10 protein-coding genes are annotated in these 15,713 nt (G+C 58.3%); 6 read left to right on the forward strand and 4 right to left on the reverse strand.

Annotation, left to right across the window (positions count from 1 at the left end; all coding sequences use genetic code 11):
- A partial coding sequence (locus AC0AP0_RS03135) for an SDR family oxidoreductase (RefSeq protein WP_490429356.1) occupies positions 1–632 on the reverse strand: 632 nt, incomplete at its 3' end.
- A 453-nt stretch (positions 633–1,085) separates the two neighbouring features.
- Here AC0AP0_RS03135 and AC0AP0_RS03140 point away from each other — a divergent pair.
- The 4 genes from AC0AP0_RS03140 (at position 1,086) to AC0AP0_RS03155 (ending at position 4,026) form a co-directional block, all read left to right on the forward strand.
- A complete protein-coding gene (locus AC0AP0_RS03140) occupies positions 1,086–2,411 on the forward strand; it encodes an MFS transporter (protein ID WP_490429357.1) in 1,326 nt (441 codons plus the stop codon).
- A 422-nt stretch (positions 2,412–2,833) separates the two neighbouring features.
- Positions 2,834–3,574 carry an SDR family oxidoreductase gene (locus tag AC0AP0_RS03145; protein WP_121913066.1) on the forward strand — a complete coding sequence of 247 codons (741 nt, stop codon included), beginning with the start codon at positions 2,834–2,836 and terminating at the stop codon, positions 3,572–3,574.
- Positions 3,575–3,662: 88 nt separating this feature from the next.
- The gene (locus tag AC0AP0_RS03150) at positions 3,663–3,806 is read left to right on the forward strand and encodes a pyrimidine dimer DNA glycosylase/endonuclease V (protein ID WP_490429358.1); all 144 of its coding nucleotides are present in this window, start codon (positions 3,663–3,665) and stop codon (positions 3,804–3,806) included.
- A 25-nt stretch (positions 3,807–3,831) separates the two neighbouring features.
- Positions 3,832–4,026, forward strand: a complete 195-nt coding sequence (locus AC0AP0_RS03155) for a hypothetical protein (protein ID WP_490429362.1) — start codon at positions 3,832–3,834, stop codon at positions 4,024–4,026.
- A 53-nt stretch (positions 4,027–4,079) separates the two neighbouring features.
- Here AC0AP0_RS03155 and AC0AP0_RS03160 read toward each other — a convergent pair whose 3' ends face one another.
- Positions 4,080–5,330 (reverse strand): MFS transporter, encoded by a 1,251-nt coding sequence (locus AC0AP0_RS03160; protein WP_490429359.1) that lies wholly within the window; start codon positions 5,328–5,330, stop codon positions 4,080–4,082.
- A 203-nt stretch (positions 5,331–5,533) separates the two neighbouring features.
- Here AC0AP0_RS03160 and AC0AP0_RS03165 point away from each other — a divergent pair, with 203 nt between their 5' ends.
- Both AC0AP0_RS03165 and AC0AP0_RS03170 read left to right on the forward strand, forming a co-directional pair.
- Positions 5,534–10,348, forward strand: coding sequence for an SdrD B-like domain-containing protein (locus AC0AP0_RS03165; RefSeq protein WP_490429360.1), 4,815 nt, complete (start codon positions 5,534–5,536; stop codon positions 10,346–10,348).
- 214 nt (positions 10,349–10,562) lie between these two features.
- The gene (locus AC0AP0_RS03170) at positions 10,563–10,979 is read left to right on the forward strand and encodes a glycerophosphodiester phosphodiesterase (protein WP_198191556.1); all 417 of its coding nucleotides are present in this window, start codon (positions 10,563–10,565) and stop codon (positions 10,977–10,979) included.
- An 82-nt stretch (positions 10,980–11,061) separates the two neighbouring features.
- Here AC0AP0_RS03170 and AC0AP0_RS03175 read toward each other — a convergent pair whose 3' ends face one another.
- Positions 11,062–11,832 carry an MIP/aquaporin family protein gene (locus AC0AP0_RS03175; protein ID WP_046322340.1) on the reverse strand — a complete coding sequence of 257 codons (771 nt, stop codon included), beginning with the start codon at positions 11,830–11,832 and terminating at the stop codon, positions 11,062–11,064.
- Positions 11,833–12,086: 254 nt separating this feature from the next.
- Complete coding sequence (locus AC0AP0_RS03180) at positions 12,087–15,581, reverse strand: SNF2-related protein (protein ID WP_490429361.1); 3,495 nt, start codon at positions 15,579–15,581, stop codon at positions 12,087–12,089.
- Positions 15,582–15,713: the final 132 nt, after the last annotated feature.

A 15,713-nucleotide genomic window follows, 5' to 3' on the forward strand; every position in this document is an offset into this window, starting at 1 on the left:
TCGTAGGTCTTGTTCATATCAGCCAAGGTCTGCTTGTCTGTGATGGTGTCCAGCAACTCGGTTCGAATGGCTGCCGGGTAAATGGTAGAGGTGCGAATATGGGTCCCCTCCTGGGCAGACTCCATCCTGAGCACTTCCATCAGATCACGCAGGCCCCATTTGGTTGCCCCGTAAACTGCTCCGCCCGGATAGGCTTTGAGACCAGCCACCGAAGAGGTGGCGATGAACTGCCCATGACGCTGCCCGGTGAACTCCGGCAAGGCTGCAGCAATGCCGTACAGTGCGCCTTTGAGGTTAACGTCAATAGTCCGATCCCACTCGTCCACATGCAGAGCCGACAAAGGCGAGTTAGGCATGAGCCCGGCATTGAGGAATACCACGTCCACTCCGCCGAACTGCTTCTTGGCGAAAGCCACGAAGTCCTCATTAGCCTGCCTATCAGTAACGTCCAGAGCCATGGAAGCCGCCTGGCCACCAGCCTGAACAATGTCGTCGACGATTGTATCCAGCCGATCCTTGCGACGAGCACCCAGCACCACCTTGGCCCCTCGCTGCGCCAACAGTCTCGCCGTAGCCTCTCCGATGCCAGAAGAAGCTCCGGTGATCAGCACTGTCTTATCTGCAACTGTCATAGTCCCGCCTTTCCTAGATGTTCAGTCGGCCTGATGGTACAACCTCGAGTCGCTGGAGGTGCAAGTCTTTACTACGATCAAGCACACAACGACGACCATGACCAAATGCCTGGTATAGGGCTGAACCTTTTGTGAAGGACAGATCAGTCAGGACGGCATCAGCATGGGCATATGGAGAATCGGCGCAGTAATCTACGAGGAAAGGCGGTTACCAGCCAAAAGTGGGCTCGATCGCCCCATTGCAAGAGGTAAAACGGCAGTGTCGCAAAACTACTTAATCTGCATCGTTTTAATCTGCATTGTAACGATAGGTGAGGGTCAAATATTGAACTATGATTAGTCCTTAAATTTCCCATAGTGGACATTCAGAGCAGACGAGCCACAGATCGATGGGAGCATACAAACCAAGCATCAGTTGGCTAGCCACGATCCCATAAGAGGAAGGTCGCAGTCATGTCGACCACACCGACACAGCCCTCATCACGAAAACAGGCTGTTTATCCGTACTTGATCGTGCTGTCGGGCATTGTCTTCACGGCCATCCCCGTATCGCTGGTATGCAGTTGCGCCGGTATCTTCTTCACTCCTGTCAGCAACTACTTCCATGTTCCCAAGGCTGCATTTACGGGGTACTTCAGCATATTCAGCATCACCATGGTCATCTTCCTGCCGGTGGCAGGATGGTTGATGCACCGCTATGATCTGCGCATCGTCCTGACGGCAAGCACCATCCTGGCCGGACTGGGCTGCCTTGGCATGTCCCGATCATCCGCCATGTGGCAGTTCTACCTATGCGGAGTGGTTCTGGGAATCGGCATGCCGCCCATTCTATATTTGTCGGTTCCCACGCTCATCAACGCCTGGTTCCGCAAACGGGTCGGGTTCTTCATCGGCCTGTGCATGGCCTTCACCGGCATAGGCGGCGTGATCTTCAACCAGATAGGCACCATGATCATCAGATCCGCCCCTGACGGATGGCGGCGGGGATACCTGGTCTTTGCCATTCTCATTCTGGCGATCACCCTGCCTTTCACCATTTTCGTCATTCGCGGCACGCCCGAGCAGATAGGTTTGCTCCCCTATGGCGCCACCGGCCAGGAGCCTGCTGCAGCTGAGGCTGCGTCCAACAGCACAGACACCGAGAGTAAAGACAAAAAGAGCCCAGAGCCTGTCACGTCGACTGTTGGCATGACCGCTTCCCAGGCCTTGCGTTCCCCTGCCTTCTGGGCGCTGGCGCTCTTCTGCGGCCTAATCACCATGAATCAGACCATCTACCAGTTCCTGCCCTCCTATGCGGCATCCCTGCCATCCATGGCGGCCTACACAGGCCTGATCGCCTCCTCCTGCATGGCCGGCCAGGCCATCGGCAAGGTCATCCTGGGCATGGTCAACGACGGCAGCATCGTAGGCGGGCTCTGCCTGGGCATCGGCGGCGGCGTTCTCGGCGTCTGCCTCATGGTCGCCTTCCCCGGATTTCCTGCGCTCCTCCTGCTGGGAGCCTTCGCCTTCGGCCTGGTCTACGCATGCACTACAGTGCAGACGCCCATTCTGGTTACAGCAGTCTTCGGCTCGCATGACTACACCAACATTTACGCCCGCATTCAGATGGTGGGCTCCCTGGCTTCAGCCTTCGCGGCTCTCTTCTGGGGAGCCATCGCCGACCTGCCCCACGGCTACATCATCATGTTCGGTCTGAGCATCCTGATCATGGTTGCAGCCTTGTTCCTGGGCATTATCCCACTGAAGGGTGGGTACAAGTCAGCAACACAAGCCAACTGACCGAGCCCTGCAACCAGTAGCCCCCGCAACATTCCAGTTTGCGTCATGGGCCGACAGGAGGCGACAGACCTCAGCTACTACTATCTGGGCCACGTCACCGCTATAGGGCCATCGTGTGCCGCGGAGAAAGCAGGGCCGGACATCAGGACCGGGTGCTCGTCACCATCACCAATCTCCGTCTTGACAGGCCTGTGGATCATGAGCTTTAGCGCCATCTGTTCGACATCCGAACATAACCCATTCAGTAGAACAGGCGCACTGTTTCAGCAGGGAATTTATTGTGGCCCCTGCAAAACCTTTGGCATCTCGTATGCAGCTTTGAAGCAGTAACGGAACCAGGACAATCGATACGTCGGTCACCAGCGTGGGCATGCCATCCCATAAGATGAAATACGACAGCACATCTCTATAAAGGAGTGGATATGACTGATCGACTACAAGGTAAGGTAGCCATCATCACCGGAGGAACCGGTGGCATGGGCGTAGGCATCGCCGAATGCTTCGTCCGCGAGGGAGCCAAGGTGGCCCTTACCGATATCAAGGAAAGCGATGCTTCCCGCAGCTTCATGCAGAAGCACCCCGGGCAGGTCGTCTTCCACACCCTGGACGTGACGGATGAGGACCAGTGGGTCTCCACCATCGACACCGTTGAAAAGGAGTTGGGTCAGCTGACCACCGTGGTCAACAATGCCGGCATAGGCGGCAGCGGAGCCACTATGGACCAGGAGAGCTACGAGGACTGGAAAAAGGTCATCGCCATCAATCTGAACGGAACCTTCCTTGGCACCAAGCACGGCATGAGGGTCATGAAGGGCCGTGGCGGATCCGTTATTAACATCTCCTCCATTGAGGGCTTCGTAGGCCTGAGCGGAGCCGGAGCCTACAACGCCAGCAAGGGCGGCACCAGGCTGCTGACCAAGTCCGCGGCCCTGGATTCCGCCAACAACAACTATGGTGTTCGCATCAACTCGGTTCATCCCGGATTCATCAAGACCCCTCTGATCAGCCAGAGCCTTGAGGACAGGATGAGCAAGCTGACCCCCCTGGGCCACATCGGCGAGCCCCAGGACATCGGCGAGATCTGCGTCTATCTGGCCAGCGACGAATCCAAGTTCGCGCTGGGTGCCGAATTCGTTGTGGACGGTGGATTCATCGCCCAGTAAGCAATTCCAGTAAAGAATTGCCGAAACCCCTTCTTCTGCCAGTCTGCTTTACAGTAATGCAAGCGGCTAGGCTGAAGGAGGGGGCATCATGCGACTGTGGCATCAGGATTTGCTTCGACTGCTCCCCAGACAGCAGCTGTTGGGTCAGCATCGGGAGATCACTGCGCTGCGGGGTCTGGGCTGGGGTAGACGGCACGCCACTGTTGACTATGTCTTCCGCCACTGCCCATAAGCTCTTTCAATTTCATCTGCTGGTCATGGCAACGATGCGCGAGCGCGGCTACCATCCTGATCCTGCCTGGTATGATCCGCTTTACCGCGGCAGACATTGCCCGCCCTACGAGGACCTGTCTGCAGTGCCATTGACGGACCCCATCTATCCTGAGCATGATTCAGCCTACCTGCAGGAGTGCTTGGAGAATCTGGCAAGGAAAGGCATCCATCTGCCCTAAGGCCGATTGCCAGCGCCGATGTCGGTTGGCGAAGTTTTGCCAACCGAAAAGCATCATTCCCGAGTGAGCCTGGACACCGTGGGCACCAGGAGGGTGACCGCCGCCAGTAAGAGCGCCAGGGGGAGCAGGGCCGGCCTGACACCTGTGTGGTCGGCCAAAAATCCGATAGCCGGAGGAATGATCCAGGAGACCCCGTAGTAGGCAGTGGAGATGACCGAAGCCCGCTGAGCCGCCATGGCTGGATCCTTGGTTGCCAGAGTGGTGACGATAGGTACACCCAGAGCTGCTCCGACACCCCAAATTCCAGTACCCACAAGGCTGAGCACGAAAGAGGGTGAAAGAGCATAGACCAGAATGCCCAGAGCCGAGACCAGCAGGGTCAGGACCAGCGAGCGCATATTCCCCAGCCACTCGATCAGATGCGTACCCAGCAGCCTTGAGACGATCATGGCTGCAGCGAAGATCGTGGGAGCGAGTCCAGCTTGAGACTCGGGGACACCAAAGGAATCGACCAGACCGATCCCGCTCCAGTCGTTGACAGCACCCTCGCTGGCCTCCAGAGCCACGTTGATCAGGGCCAGGATGAGCACCAAGGCATCACCCCAAGCCGCTAACTGCCTGCTGAAGGCGGATGAGCGTCCTGAATCAGCATGACGATCCGAACGTTTGCCGTCAGCGCTGCCCTTGTAGTCCCCTAGAGGCCGAGCCGGGCAGAGCAGAACGCAAGCGGCCACCAGAGCTAGGCTGATCAGTGCATTGACCGCCAGATGCGCGCCTATGGGCACGCCCAGATGAGACAGGAGCGAGCCCAGACCCAAGGCAAGAAACATGCCCAGACTATATGAGGCATGGAAGCGCGGCATTATGGACCGGGAGGAGAATCGCTCCACTGCGCCGGCCTCAACAGTGTTGACCGTTCCCCAGAGGCTGATTCCCGCCGAATTGAAGAGCAGCCCCAAGATAACCCCCGGCACTGATCGCAAAGTGACGGCCAGGGCCGCGATCACCATACCCAGGCACCAGATGGACGCTGCCAGCAGCATGGCCCGGCGCACGCCCAGCTGATCAGTCAACACTCCCGAAACCAGCATGCCGACCAGAGCGCCGCATCCGCCCAGGATAGTCATCAGAGCCAGGCCCGAAGGCTGCAGACCGAGACTGGCCTTGACGGTTGGCAGTCGAGAAATCCAGGCCGATGTACCAATACCCATGATGATGAAGAACCCATAAACGGCCAGCCGCTCGCGCATTCCGTGACCCGGAAAATCGGCAACCGAGAGCTCATGATGATCCCGTTCACTCATGCGAACCTCCCTGTTTTGTCCATGGTTGGCCCTTTTCTCCGGAGGCGCATATCAATCGGAATCATAGCCAAAGACTTTGTATACTAGCTCTACAAAACTAATATCGAATGACTCGAGAACCATCGTAGACAGTCGACCGGATGATCTGAAGGGGATGCCCGGCCCGACGCCCCTGGCGGTCGTCGGCGCTCAAAAGGAGAAACGTGGCAAAGGGTAATTTGAGTGGAAAAGTCCTGGCCGGCCTGATGGCTATGGCCATGTTGATACCCACCATGGCTATAGCAGATGGTGGGCAGACGGCTGGTGCACAGACCACCGCTTCCACATCAACATCCGCAACGACGCAAGCACAGCAGACGACTGTGACAAACCAGGAATCATCCACGTCGACCCAAACCTCGACTCCACAGTTAGACGCTGCCACGTCTGGAGCAGCCCAAACCACTCAGAAGTCGAAGTCAACCTCCCCGAACCAGGCCGCGCCCATACAACCCAGCAGAAGGCCGACCGCCAAATCGGTAATCAAGGACACGCTGGACACCGACGACGCCGTGGTCACCACACTGTCCCAGGCCTCCCGCTCCACTGGCACGGCCCCTTTCGACAGCGACAACAACCCAGGCGACGACCACGATGCGGACAATGCCATAGTGCGCACTTTCGATAAGATGTCCTACACCTACTCTTTCGCCGTAAATACCCGCAGCGAGACAACCAGTTACCGCCGGGGCCGAATAGGCTTCCAATTCAAACTGAGCCAGCCTGAGGATCAGGTCACCTTTGATGTGGCTTCGATGGGCTGGGTGGACAATACGCAGGGATACGAGCCAAAGCAAACTACAGAGATCATCAACGGTCAGCCCACACAGGTGCTTACCGTTTACAGGCTGCTCGCTGCCACACAGAATATGCCTACCGTCATTCCGGGATCCTCCAGCGTCACTCTGGTCCTCCGGGTCCGAAGCATGCCCAATGGCAGCAAATTCGCCCCAGAGATCCAGGCCTGGGGAGCTCCGGATGCCACCACCAAGACCGATCCTGCTTCAGCCACGTCCGATGAGATCACCGTATCGGCCAAGCTCAATCTGAACCTGCGAATCACCGGTGGAACCAATGAAGGCTCCGGCAACCAAACCTTCGATTTCAACACCCCAGCCGCCAGCAATTACCCCAACCATGAGCTGGACAAGCGCAAGGGGATCATCAGCAAGTTCAACTGGGCCGTTGACATGCGTTGGCCCGATCGAACCAAGGGTCTCAAGGGTCTGGAGGTTCCCACTGGCCCCATAACCTTCTCCCTGTCGCTGAGCAATTTGTGGCAGACCGCCAGCGGAGATGCCTTCCCGAAAATAGAGGATCTGCAACCCTACTTCTGGGACATCGGCACCATCGATGGCGACTTCAACAACAGCGGGCGCAACACCGGCGATCAGGGCTGGAAACCCACTCTCAGCAACTATGGCTATGCCCGATCCACGGGTGGTGATGCCGGGAAGGACCGGGTCCAAGGCAATGGTCAATACACCGTGGCTGAACAGCGCAGCAACCAGGGCCTTAGGCTGGACCTGACGTTGAAGGATTATAAAACCAACGACCCCTTCCCATACCTGGGGCATACCCATGCGCCAGGCACCAACTGCACCCCTGCCCTGGCCTCGACTGACTGCACGCGACAGGAAGTGGCCGAAATCTCCACTGGCTACCTATATGTCTTCAACCCCTCTACTGTCGGAGGCAAGGACGTGGCCAACTACTATGGACAGACCGGTCTCAGCCTGCAGAGCAAGGTCAATGACGGCAACCTGGGTGCGAAATCGCTATCAAACCAGTCTTTACCCCTTGCCTCTGGCCCCACGGACACGTCAAACCAACCCGACCAGTCCGATGACATGTGGCACAACGTCATCTTCACGCTAGGCTCCGAAACATCAAAGGCAGGCATCAGCAACATCATTCAGTACAGTTGCATGACGGCTTCCAACTTTTTTGATAACGGCGTGGACTGCGGGTGGTGGAACGCTCCTGACAATCTACGGGGGACCGACTCAGCAGTCTCAGGAACCCAAGTGCGGGTAACGGCCGGCTTCAACTTCAAAACCAGCAAGGCCGATCTGCCTCTGCTGGGAATGTCCTTGGTCAAAATCGACCCAAAAGTAGTTGGGCTGCCGGACTCCGACAGCCTGGATCTTCCCTGGGGCAATGGCATCTGGCAGAACGGCAAATACAACGATACAACGAGCGATAAAAACCCGTTGCTGGACCTGGTCATGTACGCCACCAAACCCGACGGGAAGGACTGGAAAAACGACACTGAGCAAGCCAATGCCGACATAGAGAATCTGAACTTCTACAGCACACAGGAGGAAGCAAAGAAGCATGGCACGGTTGTAGGCATACTGCTGGGCGGCCGCACCGCCGCGCCCTCCAGGTTTGCCGAAGAGAATTCCCGATTCGGCTTCGGCGGATTTGTGATCAACGTCCTCCCCGATGCCAAAGTAGGTTCGGTAGCCCAGCTGACATCAGTGTCGCGCACCTTCACCCGCAGCCAATTAGCAGCTATGGCCGGGCTGAGCCCCGAGAACTCCAGCGATCAGGAATGGGAGAACTGGGCCGAGAAGCAGAACCCATACGATCTGGCCAAAATAAAATCTCCTGTCTTAACCACCCCCGTCGGAGGCTATACCAAGGCCCGCTATGATCAAATAAACGGTTACCTGGGCGGAGACACCGGCGGCAATGAACACGGGGACAGCCTCTATGTAGCCGGCGAAACCAACACCATCTCCAACGCCGTAGCACAAACAAGTACCAATTCCAAACCCAAAGACTATTTTGACATAGACAGCGATCAACGGTTCGTTGACTGGCGGCTAACCATCAACACCGGCACTTCAGCTTCCCAAGCCAACAAGGGCGCCAAAACCGAACTCTACATCACCGACAAACTACCAGCAAAGCTCCACTACATTCCCGGCAGCGCCCGATTGGGCGGCACATATACGGAAGCCACGCCTGAAATGGGCCACATAGAGGGCGGAACCGCCTGTGAGCCATCAGTGAGCACGGACTCCGAAACCGGAATCACCACTCTGTCCTGGACACTGACCAACATTCCTGTGGACGGCAACAACCGCATCATCCACTTCTCCACCTCCCTGGGCGACCTGACTGACCCCAGCAAAGACATCGGTCCCGACGAAAATCTGATGACCTCGGCCACAGTTCAGTCAAAACAGAATATGTCCCAGCCCAACACATACTTGAAGACTGCCGACTCCTTCACCATCCACGCTTGGCGGACCAACACCACCAGCCTTTCCACTTCGGCCGTACGGGATACCAATGAAGCCGGTGCACCAATCGGCTTCACCAACATGCTGAGCAGCACCGCAGGCAGTGGCAAGCAGCATCACTATGCCATCGACATCATGCCATACAAACAGGCAAGCGGCAAACCCGACTTCCACGGGGAACCTACTTTTGCCGATATGAGCATAAAAGCTTCGGCGGGGGCTGGTCTGAGCGGAATCACCATCCGCTACACCACAGATTCTCGATGGCGGGTGAATGACACGAGTTCCATACAATCCCAGGATTACCTCTCTTGGAGCAAGGCTGACTTTGACCCAACAAGCGGCGAAGTGAAAATGCCTGGAAACGTGGTCGCCTGGGCCTTCATCATTGATGGGCAGCCCAACCAATTCCGCTATGACATTACTTTCCATATAAACCCCGGAAACAACTCCCCCGGCGACCTCTATCGGAATCGCTGGGGCAATGCACTGAACCAAATGCCTGCCCAGGCCATGGTTGTTCAACGTTCCATCAGTGGCATCGTATGGTACGACGTCAATGGGGACGGTGTCCGCTCTTCGGAAGATATTCTGCTTAAAGATGTGAAAGTGACCCTGATCAAGGACGGTACCAACGAGCCCGCCAAGTCAGTCGTCACCCCAAATGATGATCTGAGCACAGAATCTGATTCCCAGGGCAAGTACGAACTGACCAATATACCGGCAGGGAAATTCCACCTGCGCTTCGCCCCCGCCCCGAACACGAACTGGACCCACCTGACTACAACAACCCAAAAGGCCAGCGCAGCCAGCCCGAGCGAAAACTCCTCAGCCAGCGACTTACTGGAGAACGGAACCATAAAAGGCGCCGTCATCAACGATATTGATTTCCAGAAGGCCGAGGATATGGTTGACGCGGCCAGCCAATCCCTGGACTACAACAACTGCGGTCTGACGGGAACAATGGACACCGATGAAGTGTCTGCCGGAGTCAAAGTACGGATTCAAGGCAGGAACTGGCTCAGTACAGACTCCTTTACATTAACCGTCGAGCCCCTGGAAGGCGCACCCTCCGCAGCGTTGCCCAGCCAAATCATCATAAACACCGACAACCAAGATACCCAGGTGCCCGTCAACGTGTATGCTCTGCCCCACGATGGCAGCTACAGGTATCGTATACACCAGGAAACCGGCTCCATTCCTGGCCTGACATATGATCAGAGCGTTGCAATCCTGACCATCACCTTGACAACCGATGCAGCTCAGTTACACCGTACCGCCAAGGCGCAATGGACTGACAGCAAGGGCATCAAGGTAGACACGGCGGTCTTCACCAACACCTACCAGACCCAGCCGGCCAAGCCCGACGACCCTGGCAACTCCTGCAACTCTGACTCTGGCGACACCGGCAACCCCAGCACCCCCGACAACCCCGGCAACTCCGGAGAGCATGACAAGCCGAATCCGCCGGTGGAACCGAGCAAGCCGGTCGAGTCCGATCATGCACCTAGCAAACCGGATCAAACCAGAAATAGCCAAAAACCGGTGCCAGGAAGCCAATCTTCTGATGACCAAGCGAAGTCCTCTACGAATTCCCCGTCCCTAGCCGACTCCGGCTCAGACATAGTCATTCCTGCAGCCCTGGCTGTCGGCACTGCCGTTCTCGGCCTGGCGCTGATGTATCTGCTTCGGCACCGCAGGGATCAGGAGACCGAGCTGGACTGAGAGTTCCCTCCTCTTCGCCAATGTCAGGCACTTATGGCGAACCTCACGGTTCCTTGCCCCTATTTGCAGGCGGAATTTGGTATTCTTGCAAGTGGAAGGAATCTTGCATCCAGGGGTCGCTGTCGACGATGGACGGTCACCCGAAAAGTCATGGCCCTGCATGGTCATGGCGTTGATTGTCACACGTGCAGGCCGTCACACAGAAAGGTCAGTCATGGTAGACGATACAGTCATTGTTGTTGATACTTCCATGTTCGGAAAAGATGCCGCGGCGAAGACCGCCAAGGCCAACGAGGTTGCCCGCAAGTACGGCATCAGCGACGAAGCCCTCCAGAAGGTCGAGGATTACAAGAATCAGTTGAGCTACCACCAGGCATGGGACCTGCCTTTCCTGGGCTACGTGGACGAGGACGGCTATGGATATGCCTACGTACCCAACAAGGCTGTCGCAGCCGATGGTTGGGATGCCCACAAGGCTTTCCTGGACCTGCCCGATGATGCCCAGACGGCCTTCGCCATCCGCATGCTCTTCACCCATCGCGATGTCGACCGCCACGGTGCAGAGATGTTCCTCCACCACGGCCGCGGGCTGACAGTCCGCTTCCAGGAGCCCACCTCAGCCAGCTACTGAGTTCGAGCTACCTAACTAACTCGACCCCCGGTCCTGTCGTAATAACCCCCTGACAAGGCTAGGGGCTTTTCCATGCCGACGATCAAGGCAGAAGTCCCATCCAGGCAGGAGCCAGCACACCGATGCAGGCTCCAATGATCGGCCCAACAAAGGGTATCCATGCGTAGCTCCAGTCCGCATCCTTCTTGCCGGACATGGGCAGAAGGCAGTATGCCAATCGTGCGGAAAAGTCACGTGCAGGATTCATGGCCGCACCAGAAACCCCACCCAAGGCCATAACCAGAACCGTGATGACCAGGGCCACACCCAGAGGCCCGACCTGCGTAGGAGTCCCCCCATTGAGGAAAACCCAGGAAACCAGTATGGCCGTGCCTATGGCCTCCGATGTAAGATTCCAGAAATTCGAACGTATGGCCGGCTTGGTGCAAAAAACCATGAGTTTGGTATCTGTATCGGTCGAAAGTTCGAAATGCTTGCGAGTGCCCAGGTAGCCCAGGCAGGAGCCAAAGAAAGCCCCAAGGAACTGGGCAAAAATGAAGATGGCCACATTGGCCATGGTGACCGGAATGCCGCCCTTGCCCATGGCCAGACCGTTCAAGGTCGCTTGTGGATCAATCCAGTGGCCGACCACCCTGGCCAGCGTCACTGCCGGATTCAGATGGCCGCCAGTTCTCCACCCCGCATATACGCCCACATAGACAGCAAGACCCCAGCCCAGCGATGCGTTGATCCAGTCGGATCGATAAGCCCCTGTCTTGGGGAGCGACCTGCTGGCGGCGACCATGACCGCGATGGCCATCATAAGGGCGGTGCCCATGAACTCCGAGCAGAACATCTGCACACCGCTGATCATGCTCTCTCCTTTAGCTTCCCGTAATCAAAGGAGCTGAAAAATGGCCAGGCTCCCATAACCCGAATAATCGACCGTTGCCAAATCGGCAAGCCCGCAGTGGCACAACCGTCAATCTGCTCATACACATAGTCTTTCGATTTGACTACCGCATCAAGAATAACCGGAACCGTGGCCCGAGGACCTCGCCATCAATGATGGCAGCACATTCAAAATCGCTGAGTCTTAGTTTCGAGTAGATTCATGTCAGTACGGGATCAGCCCAGCAGAGCCAGGAGGTCCTTTCTGCTCAGCCTGGCCACGCTGGAGGCGCCGGTGGAGGCGGCCGAATCGACAAAGCGCGATGCCAGGTCGCTCTTGCTGTGCTGCAGGTTGAGGATGCGTTCCTCGATGGTGTCCTTGGCTACGATCTGGTAGACGTTGACGTCCTGGGTCTGGCCGATCCGGTGGGCGCGGTCGTTGGCCTGCTCCTGGGCAGCGGCGTTCCACCAGGGGTCCGCATGAACCACCACACAGGCTCCGGTCAGGTTAAGCCCGGTGTTGCCGGCCTTCAGGGAGATCAGGAAAACCGGCGTGGCATCCCTATTGAACTGTTCCACCAGCTCCAGCCGACGCTTCTTGGATGTGGCCCCGGTGATCAGATCGTAAGACACGTCCAGCCGACGGAGCCGTTGCGCTATCAGGTCCAAATAGGATGTGAACTGAGAAAAGATCAGCATCTTGCGCCCGGCATCCTGGCAGGAGACCACCAGATCCTCGATGGCATCCAGTTTGGCCGAATCGCCCCTCCGGTCACGACCTTGATCCTGGTAGACCAGACGCGGATCGCAGCAGACCTCCCGCAGCCTGGTCAGCTGGGCCAGGACCTGGATTTTGCCGACTTCGTACTCCTGATCCCTTTCCTTGTTGAGCGTAGCCCTCAGCTCCTGCTCCAGAGCAGCATAGAGCTTGCGCTGACGACCTTGCAGGGGCACGCTGATCACGTTTTCGATCTTCTCGGGCAGATCTGTCAGCACCTGTGACTTGAGCCGGCGCAGAATGAAGGGTCCCACCAAGGCCTGGAGCCGGGACTGGGCATCCTGATCGCCGCTGAGTATAGGCATTTCGAAGCGGTCCCGGAACCGGGAGTAGGGGCCCAACATCCCGGGCATCAGGAAGTCGAAGATGCTCCAAAGCTCAGACAGCCGGTTCTCGATGGGTGTGCCGGTCAGGGCGAACCGATGCAGACTGTCCAGCGCGCGTACGGCCCGGGCTGCCTTGGTGGCATGGTTCTTGATGTACTGGGCCTCATCCAAGACCAAGGCATACCAGGGCAGGCTCCGATACCGGTCCAGGTCCCGCCTAAGCAGGTCGTAAGAGGTAATCAGCAGGTCGTAGGATCTGGCCCGATCCAGCAGTGCCTGACGCTGGCTACGCCCCCCGGCCAGGACCGCCACCCGCAGATCCGGTGTAAAACGACGGCACTCGGCCTCCCAGTTGTAGACCAAGGAGGCCGGACAGACAATCAGCGAAGGCCCTCGACCCCTGGCCTGATCCTTACGGGAGAGCAGGTAAGCCAACATCTGTATGGTCTTGCCCAGGCCCATCTCATCGGCCAGGATGCCACCGAATCCGCGGTCGCTCAAGGTGCATAGCCAACGCAGCCCTTCTACCTGATAGGGTCTGAGTTGCCCGCGCAGCCCGTCGGGGACCTTGAACTCCTGAGGGTCAGGCTTGCGCTCCTTCAGGTAGTCGCGGAAGCTGGAATCACGGTCCTGCTCGGGTACCAGCGCATCCAGGTAGCCGAGCTGGAATTCAGGCACACGGACCGGCCCCTTGGCCAGATCAGCCGGGTCGATGCCCAGATCTTGGGCCAAGGTGTCCACAGCATCGGTATTCAGATCAGCCAACTCGACGAAAGCCCCATTGCGCAGACGATGGAAGCGCCGACGACGGCGATGGTCAGCCAGAATGGCGGCGGCCTCCTCGGGCCGTACCTCATCGGCGATGGGAGAGATCTCAACCAGACCAGAGCGCACCCGCACACCCACACGAATCTGCGGATGAGAGACGACGCTCAGTCCGTCGAAGGCCGGGGTGGAAAAAACCCGTCCCAGACTCTTGAGCACCGGCAGGCCCCGGGTCAGCAGGGTGTGGATGGCTTCCTCGTTCTCCTCGGGAATGCGGGCCAATCCCTCCTCCATCAGGGGGAAATAGCGGCGGACCGTCTGCCGGGCCAGAGACTCGCTCTCCCGATCCCTGCCAGGTTCATCCTCGGAGCCGGGATCAGCGCCGACGGACACAAGACGATCTCCATAGCGGGCCTTGAGGTCACAACTGACCCCCTGCTGATCCCTGTCCAGGTAAAGCTCGATCCTGCAGAGCGGCCGTCGGCGGGCATCCAGCTCTTCAGGCAGTGTGGCGGAGAGCCCGGATCCTTCCTGGGCACCCTGATCCAGGTCAGGCAGGACAGTCCGGGCGAACAAGTCCAGGTCGTCGGCATCCAGATGCAGATCCCGATCCTCGCCAGGGCGGCAGAGGGTCTCCAGCAGGTCCCGATGACGCATGAAACGCGCGCTGCAACGGTGGATGACTGGTCCCGAATCCAGCCCTAAACCGGGCTGAGAGGGGCGCACGATAACGAAGGAATGGGCCTGGCCTACGATGAAGCGCTCCACGGCCAGGGCATGAGTGATCCGGTAGCCTTCCGCCTCCTTGCTGACTGCGATGCCAGGGTCCGGGTCTCCGCCGACCACGGGGGCAGGCATGGTCTGCAGGAAGGAGTCCTCAGGAGGCGTGTAGTCCAGGGTGAGCCCGGAATCCACAAACAGGTCGAGGATCTGCGCCACCTCATCGTCGCTGAGCCGGATCCCCGCCAATCCTGCACGCGTAAGACGGCGGCGCATGCCCCCCTCCTGTTCGGCCAGGCTGCGGCGGATGGCGCCAGCCCTCTCCAGGATGGTCAGCAGAGCCTGGGCCCGGTCATCAAAGGTGTCACGAGAATGGATGAAGGCCAGCCGCCGTCCGTAAGACATGAATTCGCCCTGGTCCACGGCGCGCAGCAGGGCCGGAAGGTCCTTGACCAAGTAGGCGACCCCGTGGGAGGACAGGGTGATGTGCAGACGGACCAGCCAGCCTCCGCGCTCGCTGGTCAGGTCTGGGATCAGTCCGACTGAGCCGATGGGCAGGTGACGACCGCCGACCGGTCCGTTCTCCTGCTTGAGCAAGCTCAGCTGGCGGTCACGAAAGGCTTGCCGCCGCCGACCCTCCTGCCGGTGCATGTAGGCTGCTAAGGGTCCTGAGGTCGAGCGGGCGGACCGGGATCGACCCTCGTCACCGGTCCAATCATCCGATCCTGCAAAGGCCTGGCTGGACTCGTTATAGGCCATGATCAGAGCGACCACATGCTTGCATGCAGGACCCTGGCGCCCAAAGGCCCGGCAAGTGCAGGAGGAGTCGATGACCCGATGGGCCTGCTCGTCCAGCCGAGCCTGAACCATGCAGTCGCCATCCGGCTGATAAGTGGCGGGCACACGTCCCTTGAGGACAGTCAAAGCCCCCAGGTGTCGCAGGCGCAGGTCTGTAAAGCGACGGTCATCCAGCAGTTGATGGGCACGGAAGTAGGCCTTGCCGCCCAATCGACGCAGAGCAGCGTCAGAGATGGTGTCCGGATCACCAAAGGTCCGCCCCTCCTCCTCATCACCCGGATCATAGAAGCCATGGCCTCCTGAACCACCGGCTCTTGACCCGTAGACCGCTGCATGCCAATCCACACGCACCCTCCTTATGGTCTCTGACGACCATTCCCGAGCATAACCTTTTCCATCCCGACGCGGCACGCCTTCGGCGAAGCGAGTAGACATGCCGACTTACGAAAAAATTGCCGCCTCCCTAAGATGGCGTGC

Source organism: Bifidobacterium sp. POST2/T3 (B1) (assembly GCF_058197115.1).

What these genes read in the sequence shown, in the direction of transcription:
- AC0AP0_RS03140 (WP_490429357.1), top strand. Translation starts at nt 1,086, where the DNA reads ATGTCGACCACACCGACACAGCCCTCATCACGAAAACAGGCTGTTTAT.
- AC0AP0_RS03145 (WP_121913066.1), top strand. Translation starts at nt 2,834, where the DNA reads ATGACTGATCGACTACAAGGTAAGGTAGCCATCATCACCGGAGGAACC.
- AC0AP0_RS03150 (WP_490429358.1), top strand. Translation starts at nt 3,663, where the DNA reads ATGCGACTGTGGCATCAGGATTTGCTTCGACTGCTCCCCAGACAGCAG.
- AC0AP0_RS03155 (WP_490429362.1), top strand. Translation starts at nt 3,832, where the DNA reads ATGGCAACGATGCGCGAGCGCGGCTACCATCCTGATCCTGCCTGGTAT.
- AC0AP0_RS03160 (WP_490429359.1), bottom strand. Translation starts at nt 5,330, where the DNA reads ATGAGTGAACGGGATCATCATGAGCTCTCGGTTGCCGATTTTCCGGGT.
- AC0AP0_RS03170 (WP_198191556.1), top strand. Translation starts at nt 10,563, where the DNA reads ATGGTAGACGATACAGTCATTGTTGTTGATACTTCCATGTTCGGAAAA.
- AC0AP0_RS03175 (WP_046322340.1), bottom strand. Translation starts at nt 11,832, where the DNA reads ATGATCAGCGGTGTGCAGATGTTCTGCTCGGAGTTCATGGGCACCGCC.